This is a genomic window from Tengunoibacter tsumagoiensis (genome assembly GCF_003967535.1).
In the GTDB taxonomy this organism is placed as follows: Bacteria; Chloroflexota; Ktedonobacteria; order Ktedonobacterales; family Ktedonobacteraceae; genus Tengunoibacter; species Tengunoibacter tsumagoiensis.
On the sequence record NZ_BIFR01000001.1, the window covers coordinates 2,793,119 to 2,812,017 of the forward strand.

The following is an 18,899-nucleotide window of genomic DNA, read 5'->3' on the forward strand; positions in this document are numbered from 1 at the left end:
TTTGTCAGCCAATGAACATGCATTTGCAATCGTGTAGCACCTTGCCAGCAGCATTGTGCACAAGAAGGGCTCTCTCCGAAGGTAGTGAGAGACCAGGTGGAATGAGCCCTGTCTGTTTGCGCCTTTGGAAGGTATGAATTTTTTATCACGCCTTCCAGGTGAGATGTATCCCAATATGATTATTGATACCGTTTAGCGCTATAGGCTTCCCGAACAAGGGTCGCAACCAGTACCAAAACGATGGTCAGTATTAAAATCACGCCTTCAGCAGGCCGTAATGGTTCCAGGGCTGCAACAGTATGCAGGAGGGTCAATATGAGAATCGCCACCAGAACCCCAACAAGAATAATGATATCTCCAACAATAAACGTATAGATTGCTTTAATGAATTTCATAACTGGACCTCCCCGGTTGAGGTATGAGTAGCTGCTATTGGATGGTGGGTGAGTTGGCGCTTATGGCGTTTGAGCCAGAGGATCAGTGTCAGTGAGAGGAGTAGATAGAGAGCGGCCAGGGCAATAATAAAGGCATCAGCCCAGAGCCATTCCACTCCCAGACCCTCACCGGCCCAGAAGGTGCCAAAGGATGTAAGCATAATGCCCACGATAAACTTCAGCGTATTCTCAGGAACTTTTGTAAGAGGAGCTCGGACGAGTACTCCGGCAAGAATAACGAGAAGCCCTGCCAATGCTGCTCCAATCGCGGCAGAATAGATTCCCACAGTGCGGGAAGCGACCCCATGAGCACTTCCAAAAGTAATGACAATAAAAACCACCTCGAGACCTTCTAAGAGGACCGCTTTATAGGAAAGGGCGACGCCAAAGGGATCGATCCCTGGACTTGCATGCTCTCCACGAGCGCGCATTTCGGCCTGTGTCTCCTCATAGATAGCTTCTTCATCATGGAGAGCTTTGAGTCCACTATAACGTAAAATAGCTTTTTTGAGCCATTTCAGACCAAAGAGGATAAGTAAGACGCCGACAACAAGACGGAGAACATCCAGAGGGACAAACTGGACCAGCGCAACACCGAGCGTTGCAACAATAAGAGTGAGCGTTGCAACTGCGGCAAGCGTACCAAGAAAAGAGCTACGCCAATTAATAGTGATACCGACAACAAGGACAATAGTAAATGCTTCAACGAATTCTACTGCTGAGGCTAAAAATGCAGTAGAGAGAGCGGCCCATTGCATGCAATATGCTCCTGTTCTATTAAGCCGTGTGTCTGAAAAAGGCACAAACAGAGTGTACGGGAAGAAAAATAGCTTTGAGCGCTTCCCGTATCAGCATTGTAGCATATTGCGTCGTAGGAGTTTACGCAGGTGTGAGAACTATTTTACCCTTTGATAGCGACCATCTGGAGCCAGCGACGAGGTACTTTAGGGAGCCCGAGCTCTTCACCAGCTTGATACACGGCTGTTTCTAGAGCTTGTGCACCGAAGGCCAGTGGAATACCGGGGAGAGCCCCATCAATAAAGAGCCAGTATTGACCCAGGTCGCGCCAGCCATCCAGAGAGATATCAACGTCTTGATATTCGGTCTCCACAGCAGTAAAGCCAGCCTGTTTTAAATTAGTGATATATTCATCAGGAGTCAGCCATTGCATTGCCATGGCTTTACTTTCTCGCGAAAGATGAACTTCAGGGTGTTCTTTTTTAAGCCAGCCGACAGCGCGACGTGTCCAGAGGCGATAGAACCGTTCAGTGCCAGTGACATAGGTTCCTTCATAAAAAGCGCTATTACAGCCAAAAATACCACGAGGAGCAAGAATTGTATCCATCTGGCGGAACGCAGCTAATTTATCGGGGACAAGATGAATAGCATTACAGAAAAAGGCCGCATCGGCATTCTGTACCAGACGAGGGAGATCTTCTGCCTCGCCTTGAATAAAATCAGCCTGAAGAGGCAGTTTCAGTTCTTCCATTGCTTTGTGAGCGAGACGTAGTGCTTCAGCTGATGGATCGACCCCCACGATACGGGTGCGGTGCGCCAGTCCATACTTTGCCATCTCTTCAGCAATCAATCGGGATATAGCCCCGGTCCCACAGGCCATATCGACGATTGTTAGCTGATCATCACCTTCACGCTGTACTAAATGTTTCAAAGCCTGCTGAACCAGAGCTCGATTCACATCAGTATAGAATGTATGTGCAGCAAACGCTTCAAACGTAAAAAGGTTTGTCTCTGCAGTTTCAATAAGACCCATTGTGAGCCCTCCTTCGTTATACTACCTGTTAGTATAATTAGAGAGGACTCAGAGCTAACTTGTTTCACGACTTTTCAAAGAATATGAAATTGAGAAGCTATTAGAACTGAAACCTAGATATGCATCGAGAGACCGCCATCGACCGAAAGAATCTGTCCTGTAATATAGGCAGCCTCGGGCGAGCAGAGAAAATTGATCGCAGCAGCAATCTCATCAGTTGTGCCAAAGCGTCCGAGGGGCGTAGAATCGAGCATATACTTGCGTTGTGCCTCAGTTACAGTCGAGGTTAATTCGGTTGGCACAAAGCCAGGAGCGACGGCATTGGCGGTCACATTGCGGCTGGCCATCTCGCGAGCAGTGCTGAGGGTCAAGGAGATAATAGCCGCCTTCGAGGCTCCATAATTAGCTTGACCGGCAGGGCCCAGAAGACCAGCCACTGAAGCGACATTGACAATGCGCCCCCAGCGAGCCTTCATCATCCCACGGAGAACGGCTTTTGTACAGAGGAATGCAGCCCTCAGATTGGTATCCAGGACATGTTCGAAATCCGCGAGCGACATCTGAAGAATCAGTTTATCGCGTGTGGTGCCAGCGTTATTGACCAGGATAGCGACAGGGCCAAGCTCTGCAGTTGTTTGCGTAAACAGACGTGTAACATCCTCTTCTATACTTACATCAGCCTGTACAGCGATACAGCGCCTTCCAAGGGCCTCAATGATGGCACGTGTCTCTTCAGCAGCAGCACTATTGCTGCGGTAATTCACCACAACATCGGCCCCAGATTGTGCCAGTCGGATCGCAGTAGCCCGGCCAATCCCCTGCCCACTGCCAGTAATTAGCGCAACCTTCCCGGTCAGCGGGAGTGTTATCTCATTTGTCATCTTTGTGTTACCTCGATAGTACAATAAAATCTCTTTTAAATATATTCGTGGATTAAGGCGTAGTATAGCACAACCTGATCCTCACGAATATCAATTCTGCAATTCGGTGTGAAGATAAGATTGTGCAAAATGTTCGTTTCTATTCGGTCGGCGTGAAGACATATCCGATACCATATCGAGCGATACATATGCTTCGATGTTTGCCTATTCAGCTTTGTTAGGATCGACTGGAATGCTAGGAAGCCGAGGGTTAGTCTCATCAAACCCGGCCTCGAAGGTCTTTTTCTCATCGAGAATGGCACTTTCCAACTGATCATCGGTCAGATTGCGGATCTCGGTGAGTGTAGCACCAAGCAAAAGCGCATTGTTGAGATCGGTCACAAGGAGATTCGTATCGTGCAGAATCGCCCCACGAAGATCTGCATGGGTCAGATTTGCAGCTGAGAGGTCAGCCCCCGTCAGATCAGCGCCTTTTAAGCAGGCATGTGAGAGATCAGCCATAAAAAGATTTGTTTTCACCAGTTTCGCGTTACTGAGATCCACATGTGCCAGATAGCGGTGAGAGAAATCGCGCCCGGACAGATCGTAGCCGCGCAGGTTGATTGACTGCTTTTGACGTGCTTCGGCAGCCTCTTTCCCTTTTTGTGAGGTAGGCAATGGCAGATCTTCAATTAAGGGAATAGCGGCGAGCTCTTGTTCGATGCGTGTCTGGTTCAAGGTCTCCTGGTATTGGCGATTGAGGTGTTCTACGTGTTCACTACGTTGAGACTGGCGTGTCTGGCTCTCGGCTAAACGTTCAATCTGTAGGGTGAGTTTGTGCTCTAATTGAGAGAGCTGCTTCTCTTGTAGATCTTTCAATTGATGCTGGCGTGTCTCGGAAGCTTGCTCCCAGGCTTTCTGCTGAGATTGAAGCTGTGCGAGCACCTTTTTCTGTTGGAAGAACTGATAGAGCGTGGCAGCGAGAGCTGCCAGCGCAATAACAATACTAAGAGTAATCGCTAGTGTCATAGAAATAGTCCCCCCCCGATGTATTCTACCTGCTAGAACGCAAAGGCAGGAAAGGTGGTAACTAAAGCGAGACTAAACAGTCATTCCTGCTTGAGTAAAAGGTCATAAATTCAACTAGAGAAAGGATGAGGTATGCTCATTGTAACAGATGAAAAGTCTAGCATTGCCTGATAGAAAAGAACTATAATAATGGTGCTAAATGATAAATACTAGAGCGTACCGTTTACATGAGCTATGTGGCGTGCGTTGGAGGAAGAGAAAGCAATGAGACACAACGACCATCCATCACCTACCTCGTTTTTTCTGGAGCCTGCGGAACGCCGCCTCTATCTTTCCTGGACAGATGAACATGAAAGCCTTCACAACTGGGAGACGTTACGCTGGGCCTGTCCTTGTGCTTGGTGTGCAGGTGAAGGAGGGGTACCAGGAATGCTCCAGAGCCGTCAATCCTTGAGCACTGAAGAGACCACATTAATTAATATCGAACCAGTTGGACGGTATGGATTAACGCCTATCTGGGAAGATGGACATAAAACAGGCATCTTTGTCTACGAAAAATTACGCGCCATGTGCGAATGTGATGAATGCCGTCGGCAGAGAACAGGGGCCTAAAAGTTTCATCCTGTTAACAACACTACAATCTGTCGTTAAGAGTAATTGATGGCAAGAAGTTTTTTTCTGAGTAGCACTTTTTCGAAGAATCATGAAAAAGCATGTAGTGTAAACGCAGGAGTACTGTTATGCATAACCAGCACCCGCAGCGTTCTCAGAGGCCACCGATCTTCGTCACTCGTATAATGCTGCGTATTCTTTTTGCATTATTTGTGAGTTTTCTGGTTGCGTTGGCCTTCTTTGGCACCAACGCATTATCTCACTAAGAGTGTGTCTTAAGAGCCGCCAATGCTGATCGAGATAACCTCAATACTTCATTATTGAAGAGATATTGTCTGACGTCATATACATAACAAGTGTATATTTCATGCATCTTTGACAAAAAACCGTCCGTTTCTTCAAGCTGGAAGGGACATCAAACGTGTCCCCAGGCTCTTAAGACATACTCTAAGTAAAATGGTTTGTTTTTCTTCCAAAAGAGAAGAGAAAGCTCTCTATTGTCGTATGAGGGGCTTAGCCAGGTCTGGGAATGTTAGCTCTTTCGCTCTGGCTAAGCTATATCAGAAACAATCGCCCTCCAAGAAATTTCTAACGATGAGGGTTGTTTTTGCTGGAACGTTTCCTTGAAGAAGGCTTAGGAGATAACGCGTAGGTAGGAGGCTTATAAGCATATACTTTGAGCAATCCCATGCTAAAGAACGTTGCTAAGAGAGGACGTTTTAAGATACCGAGCAGTATTGAGATCCCCAGACCGGCGAGAAACCACCACCAGTTTTGTGCCAACACAAAGAAGGCTAGCAGCAGAAGCCAGAATGATCCATATAAGCTGACATACATCAGCAAAGGATTGAGCGTTCCCACGGCTCCTACTAGCACAACAATGGATAGCGCTAGCAACAGCCAGGGGAGAATATGAGCTGAAAGAACCCCGATGAATAAACCTATAAGTATAAGTGCTCCACAGATCTTACTTGTTGCTCCGTGACGCTGTTCTAGCATCTTCCTCATCCCTTTCTTTTTGCTCTTCATAGCATAATAATTAGTATACTAGAAATAACTGTAAATTGTTATAGAAAAGAGCTGTAAAAACACCAATTGAGAATGATGGAATGAGGCAGCGGTGAGAAGCATATCTCAAAAAAAGAACCTTTCAAGAAATCATCTCTTGAAAGGTTTTGTAGAGCTAGAGCAATGAGAGAGAGTTTACACGATATCTTACAATCCCTTTTTGGTGTTCTCTCTTTGGGCACGTAAGAGGGTGCGGAGCGCATCGGCCTGGCCATGGTTCCAGGCAGCTGAGCGCACTTCAGCTCCAATCATTGGAAGAGAGCTTTTCTCACGAATACGGGCTGCACGCTCGCGTTGAATGATTTCATGGACAAGCTGTCGATCGCTTAGTTTCCAACCGCGGCGCCTGGCCTGTTTAGCAAACCACATCACACGGGTAAATCCAGCTTGATAATCTTGTTCAGCGATCTCTTTTTGTATTGGCGTATTTTGCATTCTGCTGCCTCTTATTGGTGAATGGAAATATGAGGAGTAAAAAATAGATATGCATGTGTTCGTTCCGCTTCAGATTATGGCAGAAAAACAGTTGAGATGTCAAGGTTTCTTATGATTGTTCTCGCCCCTGACTGGCGTGGGTGAGAAGAAGATGAAACGCAGGGTATGGAACCCTCGTACTATTGTTGTAATGTTTGCTCCTACATACGCTATAATCAAAATGATAGGACTATAGCACTTACATAAGTGCGACCAGTCTGTGATGATTGGGAAGGAAGTTACGCGTGGCTAGTAAAAAGACTTATTCAAGCGCAGACGATGAGCAGCAGAGAAAGGCAAAAGAGAACATTTTTGCCAGCATCTTTCATAAGCGTGAGCAGCCAACGAATCTGCGTGAGCTCGGCCTTACGACCTTGAAAAATCTGCCCTCGAACATTAGCATGGTCCAGGGTCTGATGAAAGCGGGCAACTGGAAGATGGCTCAGCAAGAGGTTCTAGAAGGGCTGAACAATACCATTGTACTGGTAGGTCAGCCGAATACTGGAAAGAGCACGCTGTTTAATAAGTTAAAGGGTGAGACCCTCTCTCCAGCATCGCCCTCTGCTGGCAACACACGTACGCTAGTCCGAACAGATTTTGGACCATTTACGCTGGTAGATACGCCGGGCCATCTGCCTGATGTCATGGAAAGCGGTATGGCGCAGGCAAGCGTGATTGTGTTCTTAATCGATGGATCGCGTGGTTTGCAGGCGGAAGATCGTGAGCTTTATCGCGTTATTAAGCATCTTAACAAGCCAGTCGTAGTGGTTGTAAATAAGGTGGATTCCTTAAAGGGTGGCGAAAGTGGTGATCAGCTTGCGACAGAGATCGCCGTTCTCTTAGATACGCCTGGAGTCATCCCAATTTCGGCCCGTACAGGTGCGAATATTGCGGAAGAACTTATTCCAGTCATTATAGATGCGAGCCCTGAGGCTGCACTGGCCATTGGACGCGAGTTGCCAGCCTATCGACGTATGGCGGCTCAGCGTGTGATTCGGAATTCAACCCTGGTCAGTTTTGCTGCCGGTGTTGAGCCCATTCCGTTCATTGATATTCCGATTCTTCTGGGTACTCAGTTGCGTCTGGTCTTACGTCTGGCTGCGCTTTATGGAGAGCCATTAGATAGTGAAGATACCAGGCGCAATGCACGTGAATTGATTGCCACTATTGTTGGGGGGCTGGGTATGCGCTACCTTGCACAGCAAGCGGCTAAGGTGGTACCCTTTGGAGGTGACTTTGTGGCTGGTGCTATTGCCGGTGCTGCAACCTGGTCAATTGGTCAGGTGGCTCTAGAATATTATGAGGGGAATAAGCAAGTACAGCCCAGGCGGTTACAGGCTCTGTATCAAAATTTTTATCAACGTTTCCGTAAAGAGAATACAGTCAAGCAATTGCGGGAGCAGTCTCTCCAGGAGCTCCAGGGACCGGATCCATTGCCTGTGCTTGACGAGCCATCGGAGAAGATTCTAGAAGAAGGGATGGCCTAGGCTCATCAATGCAGTTTCCATATAATCGTTATCAGACTCTAGCTGAGCCACTTCCAGTGACGTATCCAGCGGGCGCAGAATCTCTCGCCCGCTTGGTCTCGCAGACAGTCTCTCAGGCAAATCAAAAGCTGACTCAATTGTTGCAGCTTGCCCCACCAGAACTCGATCTCTTAGTTGTCGACATGAGTGATTGGCATCTTGCTCCTCATGAAGAGGACGAAGAGGTTGAAGCTCCACATCCGTATCTTACTCAGGTCACGCCTCGTCTGACATTGGTGGTACCGGTTGAATTTGATGCCCTCTTTGGAGAGATGGTGCCAGAGAAGGTCGCATTTATGCTCTATCATGAAGTGGCGCTTGCCTTTATCGAGGCTGATCCGCGCCCCTGGCCAGAGAATAATCCATTGTGGGCTGATGAATGGCAATTTAAATTTGCAGCCCTCTGGCTAGCTCGTGAAATAAATGGCGTGCAAGACGTGGTCAATCAAGACCTCTTTACAGAATATGAGGACCTCTTCGAGCCTGAGCCAGACGGGAAAACACCAGATACAGTACGTGGATTTGATTGGTATGCCGATACAACCCCCGAAGATTATCTTGGGTATGAACTCTTGCTGGAGCGTTTCGCTGCTGATCTTTTAACAAAGTACGGAGTGAAGATCCTTCCCAGTTTTCTGACTCTCTATCGTCAGGAGAGAGAGGAACTGCTAAGTGATGATGTCACGGCTATCCTTTCTTCGGTGTTAGGCCCTGATGGGAATGAATGGTTGGAAGAACTGATCTATTTTTAGTCTGAACTGTGATGAAAGAAGATGTCTGGATAGTGATGAGACATCTTCTTTTTGATTGAAAAGTGGGAAGGAGCAGGAGTATAATCAGTTTCAATTCAGGAAGTGCTCTCGGGTAAGAGAACTGTCAAACCATGTCCAAATAAGGGAGTTGTAAGCTATGTTTCAGCGCGTGACGATTATTGGTCTCGGATTAATTGGCGGGTCGATTGGTCTGGCTCTGCGAAAGGCTGAGGCGGCCCGAGAAGTGGTTGGCTATGATATGGGAAAGGGAGTCTGTGATCGTGCACGTCAGATAGGTGCTATTAGTCAGGCAAGTACTGATCTTGCTGATGCCGTACGGAATGCTGAATTAGTTATTCTTGCAACGCCAGTGAGAACTATCAGCCATCTTTTTCAGCAACTGGCTCCTCTGCTTACACCAGGGACTGTCGTGACCGATGTCGCGAGTACAAAAGCACAGATTATTGGTTGGGCTGAGGAGTTTCTCCCTCACCATGTCGCTTTTGTGGGAGGACATCCAATGGCCGGTAAAGAGATTAGTGGAGTAGAAGCTGCCGATGCAACTTTGTTTTACAAACGAATTTATTGTGTAACACCAACTGCTCATACTCAACCTGTGGCAATACAGAAAGTCTCCACACTTGCTGAGATTATAGGAGCACGCATTCGTTTGTTAGATGCACATGATCATGATAGACAGGTAGCAGCTATTAGCCACCTTCCATTTCTGGCCTCGGTAGCTCTGGTAAATACTGTTGGGAGCGAGCCAGACTGGTCCGATACCGCGATCTTAGCTTCAACCGGTTTTCGGGACGCTTCTCGTCTTGCTGAGGGCAATTCTGTAATGTATCGTGATATCTGCCTGACCAATACAGATGCAATTACTCATCGCCTGGATGAATATATTGCAGAGTTAAATAGTTTGCGAGATCAGCTTGTGGAGCATGATCCTACAATCATTGAGAAGTTTTTGCAATCCCAGCAGACCCGTCGTCAATGGCAAGAGATGCATAAAGAGCTCTCATAAGGAAGCGTATGTACATTACGGCCCGATGGCCTGCCAGGTAAGCGCAGCTATGTATTGATCTCGATAAGGGCAGCGTTATAATCTGATGGCCCAACAAAAAACGTCGCCCAGTCAGGCGGGTGAGATGGTAGCGTCCATCTTGAAAGAAAAATGGCAAACAAAAACGCCGCCCAGTTAGGCGGGTGAGATGGCAGCGTCCTATTTTCCCATGCAGTTGCCCACAGAGTATCATCGGGGCTGAAGAGCTTAACTACCGTGTTCGGGATGGGAACGGGTGGACCCTCTTCGCTACAGCTACCAGCTCACCTGCATATCCAGGTGGCGTTTTCAACAAGACGAATACTACCAGAACCTTTGAGCTTTGTCAAGCCTTTTTTGGTGAAGTTTTTTTTTTACAGGGAGGCAAAGGTGCACGATGGACCTCTCCTTCCTAATGGTGGAGCTGCACCATGCCAGCCCCTTCATAGCATTGTGCCATGGAGTGGCTCACACAGCGGAGGGAGAACAGAGGAAAGAGACAAGCGACTTTCTCTCCTTAAAAGAGCATGATATGATTTTTTGAGTGTGTGAGAAGAAAAGCAGTAGGGAAGGTCGCTTGTCTCCTTCCACATCGTGCCCCTGCACCATGGTTGCCCCTCCATAGCTTCGTTTCCCCATTTTCCGTTTTCCACTTGAGCTATGGAGGGGCTCACAGAGCGGAGTGGGAACAGAGGAAAGAGACAAGCAACTTTCCCTACTTTATATCATTTTATATGTGAAAAAGATCATGATGCGGTAATAGAAGTAGGGAAGGTCGCTTGTCTCCTTCCACATCGTGCCTCTGCACCATGGTTGCTCTCCATAGCTTCGTTTCCCCATTTTCCGTTTTCCACTTGAGCTATGGAGGGGTTCACACAGCGGAGTGGGAACAGAGGAAAGAGACAAGCAACTTTCCCTACTTTACATCATTTTATATGTGAAAAAGATCATGATGCGGTAATAGAAGTAGGGAAGGTCGCTTGTCTCCTTTCAAATCTCGAAGCCCCACCATGCCAGCCCCTCCATCGCCCATGGTCACGTTGCGTTATGAAGGGGCGACCAGAGCGGAGCTGAAACGAGCCCCTTTCCGACGCTTCCCCGCTTCTGCACGAACCAGCAAAGCCCAGCAAAAAGTCAGCCCCCTCTTGACAGCCCTTTTCCCGAGTGCTATACTCCGTGAGCTGTCGTTTCCAGACAATCACTCTCCTGGAGAGTGCTCCTGTCCGCAAACCCCCGGCTGTGCCACGATAACGTGGCCCCTCAGGAAGATTCCTTCCCGATGATGTGCACGACCACACGGTTCGCCCGTAGGTCTTTCAGCCCTCTTCAGAGGCCTGAAACGTGCCAACACCGGAGAAGAAGGATTTTCGGGGCAAGTGAAAAAACTCAACGAGAAAACGCTTGACAGACCCCGAGGAATGTGAGATACTACAGCAGTCGTCGCGAGAACGCCAAAACAACGCAATCGAGCGAGACACCCGAGAGCTACGGTTCTCGATCAGTCGCACTTTGACAACTGAAGAGTGGAAAGCAGAACAGTAACTGGTTTAGTAAGAAGGAACAAGACACCAGTTCCTGTCAATTCAATCACTTGGCTCACGCTAAGTGATGCAAATCTGCGAACAAGCCAAGCAAGAAACACTTGGACTGGATCGCGAACTGACAATGCATTTTCGGGAGGCCCGCTGTGGCCCTCTTGAACATAAATTGGATGGCGAGTTTGATCCTGGCTCAGGATAAACGCTGGCGGCGTGCCTAACACATGCAAGTCGAACGCACTCAGCAATGAGTGAGTGGCGGACGGGTGAGTAACGCGTGGATTATCTGCCCCAAAGTGAGGAATACCGGCGAGAAATCGCCGACAATACCGCATATGCTCGCAAGAGGAAAGCTCGCAAGGGCGCTTTGGGATGGGTCTGCGTCTGATTAGCTAGTTGGTGAGGTCAAGGCTTACCAAGGCGACGATCAGTAGCTGGTCTGAGAGGACGATCAGCCACACTGGGATTGAGAACGGCCCAGACTCCTACGGGGGGCAGCAGTGAGGAATTTTCGTCAATGGGGGCAACCCTGAACGAGCAACGCCGCGTGCAGGATGACGGTTTTCGGATCGTAAACTGCTTTTCTTGGGGACGAGAACGGACGGTACCCAAGGAAGAAGCCCCGGCTAACTACGTGCCAGCAGCCGCGGTAATACGTAGGGGGCAAGCGTTGTCCGGATTTATTGGGCGTAAAGCGCACGCAGGCGGTCAGGTAAGTTTGTACTGACAATCTCCGGCTCAACTGGAGAGGGTGTATGAAGACTGCCCGACTTGAGGGCTTCAGAGGGACACGGAATTCCGGGTGGAGTGGTGAAATGCGTAGATATCCGGAGGAACACCAATGGCGAAGGCAGTGTCCTGGGAAGTACCTGACGCTCAGGTGCGAAAGCCAGGGGAGCGAACGGGATTAGATACCCCGGTAGTCCTGGCCGTAAACGATGACCACTAGGCGTTGGAGGGTTCGACCCCTTCAGTGCCGGAGCTAACGTTTGAAGTGGTCCGCCTGGGGAGTACGGTCGCAAGATTAAAACTCAAAGGAATTGACGGGGACCCGCACAAGCAGCGGAGCGTGTGGTTTAATTCGATGCAACGCGAAGAACCTTACCAGGACTTGACATGGAATTGCACCAGCGGTAACGCGCTGTCCCTTCGGGGCGGTTCCACAGGTGCTGCATGGCTGTCGTCAGCTCGTGTCGTGAGATGTTGGGTTAAGTCCCGCAACGAGCGCAACCCCTGTCGTTAGTTGAATGCTCTAACGAAACTGCCGCGATCAACGTGGAGGAAGGCGGGGATGACGTCAAGTCAGCACGGCCCTTACGTCCTGGGCGACACACACGCTACAATGGTCGAGACAAAGAGTTGCGAACCCGCGAGGGGGAGCTAATCTCGTCAAACTCGGCCTCAGTTCAGATTGGAGGCTGCAACCCGCCTCCATGAAGTGGGAGTTGCTAGTAACCGTAGGTCAGCACACTACGGTGAATACGTTCCCGGGTCTTGTACACACCGCCCGTCACACCACGAAAGTCGGCAACACCTGAAGCCGCTGGGCTAACCCTTCGGGGGGGCAAGCGTCGAGGGTGGGGTCGGTGATTGGGGTGAAGTCGTAACAAGGTAGCCGTACCGGAAGGTGCGGCTGGATCACCTCCTTTCTAGGGAGCTTCGATCTCTTTCGAGAGATCCACTCCTAGGTCGAAACAGGATACTGATGGTTGCTTTGAGTGACCAGGGACTGCGTTTGGTTTCCACTCTCCAGTGGTTGGGGTTTACCCTGATCACGTGCACCTGAACAACTGAAGAGGATATTCCTTCAATTTTGCTGAGCGATGAAGATTGCAAGCACGAGTTGAAGCAGAGCAAGCAAGACACCATCAAGACCGTAGAAACGAACAAGCTACACAGAGTACGAGGTGGATGCCTTGGCACGAAAGACCGATGAAGGACGCGGAGACCGGCGAAACGTTCGAGGGGAGCTGCATACAAGCTATGAACCTCGAGATTCCGAATGGGGCAACCCATCCAGAGTGATGTCTGGATACTCCCTGTTGAACACATAGACAGGGCAGAGGGCAGCGGGCGAACTGAAACATCTCAGTAGCTCGACGAAAAGAAATCAACCGAGATTCCCGTAGTAGTGGCGAGCGAACCGGGAGGAGCCCAAACCATCCGTTCTTCGGAACGGGCGGGGTTGTAGGACTCGCAACAAACAATGGCCGATCATTCGAATGCGTTGGAAAGCGCAACCAGAGCAGGTGAGAGTCCTGTAGAAGACGATCAACCGGCGTGGGCGAGGATCCTGAGTACCACGAGGCACGTGAAACCTTGTGGGAAGCTGGGGGGACCACCCTCCAAGGCTCAACATCTTTCGTGACCGATAGCGAACAAGTACCGTGAGGGAAAGGTGAAAAGCACCCCGAGAGGGGGATGAAAGAGACCCTGAAACCACGTACTCACCAGCAGTCAGAGGCCACTGTTCCAGGAGGAACCAAGGGCTGATGGCGTGCCTTTTGTAGAATGATCCGGCGAGTGCATCGTCGTAGCAGGTTAACCAGCGGTAAAGCTGGGGAGCCAGAGGGCAACCGAGTCTGAAGCAGGCGCGCGTTGCGGCGATGCGACCCGAAACCACGTGAGCTATCCATGAGCAGAGTGAAGCGGATGTGACAGTCCGTCGAGGCTCGAACCCACCAGTGTTGCAAAACTGGGGGATGACTTGTGGATAGGGGAGAAATTCCAATCGAACGTGGAGATAGCTGGTTCTCCCCGAAATGTATTGAGGTACAGCTGCATGTGTTGTCTGTTGGAGGTAGAGCGCTGGAAAGGCTCGGGGCCCTGTGCGGGTTACCAACCCTTCTCAAACTGCGAATGCCAGCAGAATGGAGCATGCAAGTGAGACAGTGGGGGCTAAGCTTCATTGTCAAAAGGGAAACAGCCCAGATCACCGGCTAAGGTCTCTAAATCACTGCTCAGTGTCAAAGGGAGTCAGTACGCAATAACAGCCAGGATGTTGGCTTAGAAGCAGCCATCATTGAAAGAGTGCGTAATAGCTCACTGGTCGAGTGTAGTGGCACCGACAACGTAGCGAGGCTTAAGCAGTGTACCGAAGCCGTGAATCCTGGTTTTTGACCAGGATGGTAGGGGAGCGTTCTCAAGCAGAGAAGCCAGACCGCAAGGACTGGTGGAGCGACGAGAAGTGAGAATGCCGGAATGAGTAGCGCAATCTCTGTGAAAACCAGAGACACCGAATGCCTGAGGGTTCCTGGGCACCGTCAATCGTCCCAGGGTGAGTCGGGCCCTAAGCCGAGGACGTCATAGTCGTAGGCGATGGAAAGCAGGTCAGAGATTCCTGCACTAGCGTTAGATCGTTTGTAACAATGGGGGGACGCAGTAGGGAAGGTGAACCGATCGAATGGACAGGATCGGCGTGTCGTTTGAAGTGCGAGACCGAGGCAAATCCCGGTCTCCTGTGCATGACAGCGGCACCGAGCGCGAGCAATCGTGCGGAAGTCATCGGACCCCAGGCTGCCAAGAAAAGCCTCTCGTGAGAGCTGACGCTACCCGTACCGCAAACCGACACTGGTAGGCAGGGGGAACTCCCCCAAGGTGATCGAGCGACCCTCTGTTAAGGAACTCGGCAAATTGACCCCGTACCTTCGGTAGAAGGGGTGCCCCAGTAGCGTGTTTCGATGCGTGAGGGGGCTGCAAGAAATTGGCTCAACCGACTGTTTACCAAAAACACAGGTCTCTGCGAACGCGAAAGCGGAAGTATAGGGGCTGACTCCTGCCCAGTGCCGGAAGGTTAAGCTGAGTGGTGATCGTAGCCACGAGGTGAAGCCCCGGTGAACGGCGGCCGTAACTATAACGGTCCTAAGGTAGCGAAATTCCTTGTCGGGTAAGTTCCGACCCGCACGAAAGGAGTAACGAGTTGAGCACTGTCTCGACAGAGGACTCGGCGAAATTGAAGTACCCGTGAAGATACGGGTTACCCACGACAGGACAAAAAGACCCCGTGGAGCTTTACTACAGCTTGGCCTGGATACGAGGGACAGCGTGCGTAGCATAGGTGGGAGCCGAAGAATCCATCCTTGTGGGGGTGGAGGAGGCAGCAGTGAAATACCACTCTCGTTGTGTTTTGTGTCTCACGCCAGACCGTGAACCGGTTGGCAGACAGGACCAGGTGGGTAGTTTGACTGGGGCGGTCGCCTCCCAAAGAGTAACGGAGGCGCTCAAAGGTTCTCTCCGGGTGGATGGACATCACCCTTCAAGAGTGTAAAGGCAGAAGAGAGCTTGACTGCAAGGCAGACGCGCCGAGCAGGGACGAAAGTCGGACTTAGTGATCCCACATTCCCGAGTGGAAGGAGTGTGGCTCAACGGATAAAAGCTACCCCGGGGATAACAGGCTTATCTTGCCCAAGAGTTCACATCGACGGCAAGGTTTGGCACCTCGATGTCGGCTCGTCGCATCCTGGGGCTGGAGTAGGTCCCAAGGGTTGGGCTGTTCGCCCATGAAAGCGGCACGCGAGCTGGGTTCAGAACGTCGCGAGACAGTTCGGTCTCTATCCGTCGTGGGCGTAGGAAGATTGAGGGGCGTCATCTCCAGTACGAGAGGACCGAGATGGCTGAACCGCTGGTGTGCCAGTTGGCCTGCCCGGGCCACAGCTGGATAGCTATGTTCAGAAGGGATAAGCGCTGAAGGCATCTAAGCGCGAAGCCGCACCCAAGATGAGTCTTCCCATCACTTTGTGTGATCAAGATCCCAGGAAGAAGACCTGGTCGATAGACGACGCGTGGACGCCTGGTAACAGGTGGAGCGAAGTCGCCCTAATGATCGTACGGCTTGTCATTCAGGTCTTGAATGGGTGAGCGAGCAGAAATCGGCTTGAACGCGTGGTTGTAAACGGCGCGCTCGGCAAAATTGAGAGAATATCCTCAACAGTTGGTACCATCAGGTGCAACAAACAGCAAAAAAAGAGTCAGGATCTCACCATCCTGGCTCTTTTTTTGCGTATCGGAGGCTCCATTACTTCCTTTAAATATCGATATGACTCCATTCTGTTATTTAGTGCGTCTTTATCAAAGATTGTGAAACGCGTATGCTTTTTTACGTATTTCATAAGCTACCGGGTCTGATAATAGGCTAGAAAAGAGTTGGTATTAGCGTAATAAATATCTTACCAGGAGAAACTTGTAATGGTACAGACCTACTCCGTTTCATTTCCGTCGCCCGTTCGTCAATTAGAGGGTTATCTGGCTCGTCCGGAAGGGGATGGCCCTTTTCCTGCAGTAGTTGTGATTCATGAGATATTCGGCTTGACGGATAATATCCGTGATATCGCTGTCCGTTTTGCCAATGAAGGTTATGTTGCCCTGGCCGTTGATCTGTTTGCTGGCCGTAATCGTACTGTTTGTATGTTCCGCGCCATGGGACAGATGCTTTTTAGCCCACTTGATAATGAAGGAATTAATGATTTAAAGCTTTCACTCTCTTATCTGGCCGAGCAAGCAGGAGTTGCCAGTGAGCGTATTGGAGCAATAGGTTTCTGTATGGGAGGTGGTTTTGCAATCTCCTGGGCATGTACTGATAACCGACTGAAGGCAATTGCACCTTTCTATGGTGCCAATCCCAAACCATTAGAGGCTGTGTCTCGTCTCTGTCCAGTTGTTGGTTCTTATCCTGATAAAGACTTTACAACACCGGCTGCGAAAAAGCTGGATCAGGCTCTAACAACCTATAATATTCCTCATGATATCAAAATCTATCCAGATACCAAACATTCATTTTTCAATGATCAAGGAAAGACATACAATGCCAATGCCGCATCTGATTCATGGCAACGGGTCTTATCCTTCTTTTCGGAACATATTGGCTAAAGGTCACATTTTCTGTCAGAAAGAGAGTAAAACGGAGCCTTACTCTCTTTCTGATTGTGTTATACCGTCTACTTTTCGTTTAAGAGCTCTTCAAAGCGATCAACATTCTTACGGATGATGTTTAGACTGGAGCGCCAGAAATCTTCTGAGCGTAGATCGATGCCAAAGCGAGCTGCTAATGTCGCTGCATCGGCCAGTCCAGTAGATGATAACAGATCATCGTAACCGCGTTTGAATGTCTCTGGATCCTGCTGATATTGTGCATATAAACCCGTACCAAAGAGCAGACCGAACATATAGGGATAATTGTAATAGGAGTCATAGGTACTATAATAGTGTCCTTTGACTGCCCACATATAAGGATGAAGCTGAGTCTGATCGAGACCATCCCCATAGGTCTCGCGTTGAGCATCCAGCATAATCGTATTGAGCTCTTCAACTGAGAGCTCACGTTGCTTGCGTTTCTCAAACACACGTTGCTCAAAGAGGAAGCGGCTACTGATATCAACCACAATCTGACAGGCATCCTGGAGTGAAGCCTCTAAAATTGCAATCTGTTCCTGTTTATTGGCATTGCGTAGAACAGCTTGCCGAATAATCGTCTCACAGAAGATGCTGGCCGTTTCTGCTAACGTCATGGGAAGGGTCTGTTGCAAGGCTGTACGATGGGCCAGATTGAGGTTATGATAGCCATGGCCTAATTCGTGTGCCAGAGTGCTGACAGCATCAAATGAGGGCTTGTAGTTGGCCAGGATGCGTGATTCGTCAGCACGCAATGAGATACAGAAGGCACCGCCAGATTTGCCTGGACGAGGCTCTGCATCGATCCATTGCTCCTGGAATGCTCGATCTGCGAAGCTTGCCAATCGCTCTGAATAGCTGCCAAATTGTTTAACGATAAAGCGGCGTGCTTCTGCAAAATCCCATTCTTTCTCATCTACCTCCAGTGGGGCAAAGAGATCATACCAGGCCAGGCGCGAGAGCCCTAAGCGACGTGCTTTTAGGTGGAGATAGCGTCGGAGGTCTGGATAGGCTTCGCGTGCAGCCGAAAGCATAGCTGCGAGTGTCTGTTGATCGATGCTATTATTGAAGAGGGCAGAATCCAGCGCCGAATCCCAGCGCCGCCGCTCCATAAGTGTATTGACCTCGCCTTTGATACTATTCATTGCCGCCGCCAGAGGGACTGCGACCTGTTTCCAGCCTGCTAGCTCCGCTTCATAGGCTCTACGGCGTATGTCTCGATCGGGATCGGACGCGAGATTTCGAATGACGCTCATAGGTAGCTCTTGCGTCTGACCATCACGCGTAAATGGAACCTTGATCTGTGAGCTGATATTAGAGTGGAGCTTGGACCAGGCTGCCCCATTGCTGACATTGAGTTCGGTTGCCAGCATCTCTTCTTGTGGGCTCATAAGATGGGTCGCTTGAGTTTTTGCATGCAATAAAATGTACGCATGCTCTTGCGCTGCTTGAGAATGTTTTATCAAGTATTCGACATCAAGAGAACCGATCCAGGCGGTAAAACGTGTACTCAAAGTCGCCAATTTGACTTGCCACTGTTGAAGCTCACTTAATCTGGCCTGGGCCACATCATCTTGTGAGTTTGTCGTAATAAAGCACAGCACATAGGTCGTCAATGTTTTTTCTTCATCTAAGACGGCATTGAAGCGAGTAAGTACCCTTTCAAAGATTTGAACAAGCTTCTCATCCAATGTGAGGGCAGGGTGTTCCTGAATTTTATAGGTATCAAAGAGCTCTGAGAGCTCCGTAATACTCTGTGTAAGTCTGGTGTACCCCTGGATAAACTCAGTTGAAGTGAGAGAAGGGTAGACAACGCTCATATCCCAATGAGGAAGTGTCTGTGTTTGTGTCACGTATACACTCTTTTCTATCGCAAAATCACCGCATGGCAAGGATTATAGTGC

General features: G+C 49.6%; 14 protein-coding genes and 3 rRNA genes. 8 read left to right on the forward strand and 9 right to left on the reverse strand.

The features are described 5' to 3' along the window. Positions 1 to 179 precede the first annotated feature (179 nt). The 5 genes from EL628_RS10985 to EL628_RS11005 form a co-directional block, all read right to left on the reverse strand. Complete coding sequence (locus EL628_RS10985; protein WP_126579990.1) at positions 180 to 395, reverse strand: hypothetical protein; 216 nt, start codon at positions 393 to 395, stop codon at positions 180 to 182. Continuing rightward, entirely contained in the window at positions 392 to 1,192 is an 801-nt protein-coding gene (locus EL628_RS10990; protein ID WP_126579991.1) for a COG4280 domain-containing protein, read from the reverse strand. Before EL628_RS10990 ends, EL628_RS10985 begins: the two co-directional genes overlap by 4 nt. A gap of 143 nt (positions 1,193 to 1,335) precedes the next feature. Beyond that, a complete protein-coding gene (locus EL628_RS10995) occupies positions 1,336 to 2,205 on the reverse strand; it encodes a class I SAM-dependent methyltransferase (RefSeq protein WP_126579992.1) in 870 nt (289 codons plus the stop codon). 113 nt (positions 2,206 to 2,318) lie between these two features. Beyond that, on the reverse strand, positions 2,319 to 3,086 hold the full coding sequence (gene fabG, locus EL628_RS11000; protein WP_126579993.1) for a 3-oxoacyl-[acyl-carrier-protein] reductase: 768 nt from the start codon (positions 3,084 to 3,086) through the stop codon (positions 2,319 to 2,321). Positions 3,087 to 3,290: 204 nt separating this feature from the next. Next, positions 3,291 to 4,094 (reverse strand): pentapeptide repeat-containing protein, encoded by an 804-nt coding sequence (locus tag EL628_RS11005; RefSeq protein ID WP_126579994.1) that lies wholly within the window; start codon positions 4,092 to 4,094, stop codon positions 3,291 to 3,293. Positions 4,095 to 4,358: 264 nt separating this feature from the next. Between EL628_RS11005 and EL628_RS11010 the strand changes: the two genes are divergently transcribed. Together EL628_RS11010 and EL628_RS29795 are read left to right on the forward strand one after the other, a co-directional pair. After that, complete coding sequence (locus EL628_RS11010) at positions 4,359 to 4,706, forward strand: gamma-butyrobetaine hydroxylase-like domain-containing protein (protein WP_161975414.1); 348 nt, start codon at positions 4,359 to 4,361, stop codon at positions 4,704 to 4,706. A gap of 128 nt (positions 4,707 to 4,834) precedes the next feature. Next, positions 4,835 to 4,972: a hypothetical protein gene (locus EL628_RS29795; protein WP_161975415.1), complete on the forward strand. Its 138-nt coding sequence runs from the start codon at positions 4,835 to 4,837 to the stop codon at positions 4,970 to 4,972. Positions 4,973 to 5,294: 322 nt separating this feature from the next. Here the strand turns inward: EL628_RS29795 and EL628_RS11015 are convergent, their stop codons facing one another. Both EL628_RS11015 and EL628_RS11020 read right to left on the reverse strand, forming a co-directional pair. Beyond that, positions 5,295 to 5,705 (reverse strand): hypothetical protein, encoded by a 411-nt coding sequence (locus tag EL628_RS11015; RefSeq protein WP_126579996.1) that lies wholly within the window; start codon positions 5,703 to 5,705, stop codon positions 5,295 to 5,297. 216 nt (positions 5,706 to 5,921) lie between these two features. Continuing rightward, positions 5,922 to 6,209, reverse strand: a complete 288-nt coding sequence (locus tag EL628_RS11020) for a hypothetical protein (RefSeq protein WP_126579997.1) — start codon at positions 6,207 to 6,209, stop codon at positions 5,922 to 5,924. 284 nt (positions 6,210 to 6,493) lie between these two features. On the opposite strand from EL628_RS11020, the gene EL628_RS11025 reads away from it, so the two are divergent. The 3 genes from EL628_RS11025 to EL628_RS11035 all read left to right on the forward strand — a co-directional run bounded on the left by EL628_RS11025 (position 6,494) and on the right by EL628_RS11035 (position 9,553). Then, complete coding sequence (locus EL628_RS11025) at positions 6,494 to 7,735, forward strand: GTPase (RefSeq protein ID WP_126579998.1); 1,242 nt, start codon at positions 6,494 to 6,496, stop codon at positions 7,733 to 7,735. Between the two features lie 8 nt (positions 7,736 to 7,743). Beyond that, positions 7,744 to 8,526, forward strand: coding sequence for a hypothetical protein (locus tag EL628_RS11030; protein ID WP_126579999.1), 783 nt, complete (start codon positions 7,744 to 7,746; stop codon positions 8,524 to 8,526). A gap of 157 nt (positions 8,527 to 8,683) precedes the next feature. Then, positions 8,684 to 9,553: a prephenate dehydrogenase gene (locus tag EL628_RS11035; RefSeq protein ID WP_126580000.1), complete on the forward strand. Its 870-nt coding sequence runs from the start codon at positions 8,684 to 8,686 to the stop codon at positions 9,551 to 9,553. A 185-nt stretch (positions 9,554 to 9,738) separates the two neighbouring features. On the opposite strand, the gene rrf is transcribed toward EL628_RS11035, so the two are convergent. Continuing rightward, positions 9,739 to 9,855 (reverse strand): 5S ribosomal RNA (rrf, locus tag EL628_RS11040). A 1,424-nt stretch (positions 9,856 to 11,279) separates the two neighbouring features. Here rrf and EL628_RS11045 point away from each other — a divergent pair. From EL628_RS11045 to EL628_RS11055, 3 genes are all read left to right on the forward strand, one after another. After that, positions 11,280 to 12,758, forward strand: a 16S ribosomal RNA gene (locus EL628_RS11045). Between the two features lie 235 nt (positions 12,759 to 12,993). Then, positions 12,994 to 15,948: ribosomal RNA gene (locus EL628_RS11050) — 23S ribosomal RNA — on the forward strand. A 345-nt stretch (positions 15,949 to 16,293) separates the two neighbouring features. Further along, complete coding sequence (locus EL628_RS11055; protein ID WP_126580001.1) at positions 16,294 to 16,974, forward strand: dienelactone hydrolase family protein; 681 nt, start codon at positions 16,294 to 16,296, stop codon at positions 16,972 to 16,974. A 68-nt stretch (positions 16,975 to 17,042) separates the two neighbouring features. On the opposite strand, the gene EL628_RS11060 is transcribed toward EL628_RS11055, so the two are convergent. After that, the gene (locus tag EL628_RS11060; RefSeq protein WP_126580002.1) at positions 17,043 to 18,848 is read right to left on the reverse strand and encodes a M3 family oligoendopeptidase; all 1,806 of its coding nucleotides are present in this window, start codon (positions 18,846 to 18,848) and stop codon (positions 17,043 to 17,045) included. Positions 18,849 to 18,899: the final 51 nt, after the last annotated feature.

Excerpts from the sequence above, each read along its gene's own strand:
- EL628_RS11010 (WP_161975414.1), top strand. The coding sequence starts at position 4,359 with ATGAGACACAACGACCATCCATCACCTACCTCGTTTTTTCTGGAGCCT.
- EL628_RS11055 (WP_126580001.1), top strand. The coding sequence starts at position 16,294 with ATGGTACAGACCTACTCCGTTTCATTTCCGTCGCCCGTTCGTCAATTA.
- EL628_RS10995 (WP_126579992.1), bottom strand. The coding sequence starts at position 2,205 with ATGGGTCTTATTGAAACTGCAGAGACAAACCTTTTTACGTTTGAAGCG.
- EL628_RS10985 (WP_126579990.1), bottom strand. The coding sequence starts at position 395 with ATGAAATTCATTAAAGCAATCTATACGTTTATTGTTGGAGATATCATT.
- EL628_RS11030 (WP_126579999.1), top strand. The coding sequence starts at position 7,744 with ATGCAGTTTCCATATAATCGTTATCAGACTCTAGCTGAGCCACTTCCA.
- EL628_RS11005 (WP_126579994.1), bottom strand. The coding sequence starts at position 4,094 with ATGACACTAGCGATTACTCTTAGTATTGTTATTGCGCTGGCAGCTCTC.
- EL628_RS11020 (WP_126579997.1), bottom strand. The coding sequence starts at position 6,209 with ATGCAAAATACGCCAATACAAAAAGAGATCGCTGAACAAGATTATCAA.
- EL628_RS11035 (WP_126580000.1), top strand. The coding sequence starts at position 8,684 with ATGTTTCAGCGCGTGACGATTATTGGTCTCGGATTAATTGGCGGGTCG.
- EL628_RS10990 (WP_126579991.1), bottom strand. The coding sequence starts at position 1,192 with ATGCAATGGGCCGCTCTCTCTACTGCATTTTTAGCCTCAGCAGTAGAA.
- fabG (WP_126579993.1), bottom strand. The coding sequence starts at position 3,086 with ATGACAAATGAGATAACACTCCCGCTGACCGGGAAGGTTGCGCTAATT.
- EL628_RS11015 (WP_126579996.1), bottom strand. The coding sequence starts at position 5,705 with ATGCTAGAACAGCGTCACGGAGCAACAAGTAAGATCTGTGGAGCACTT.
- EL628_RS29795 (WP_161975415.1), top strand. The coding sequence starts at position 4,835 with ATGCATAACCAGCACCCGCAGCGTTCTCAGAGGCCACCGATCTTCGTC.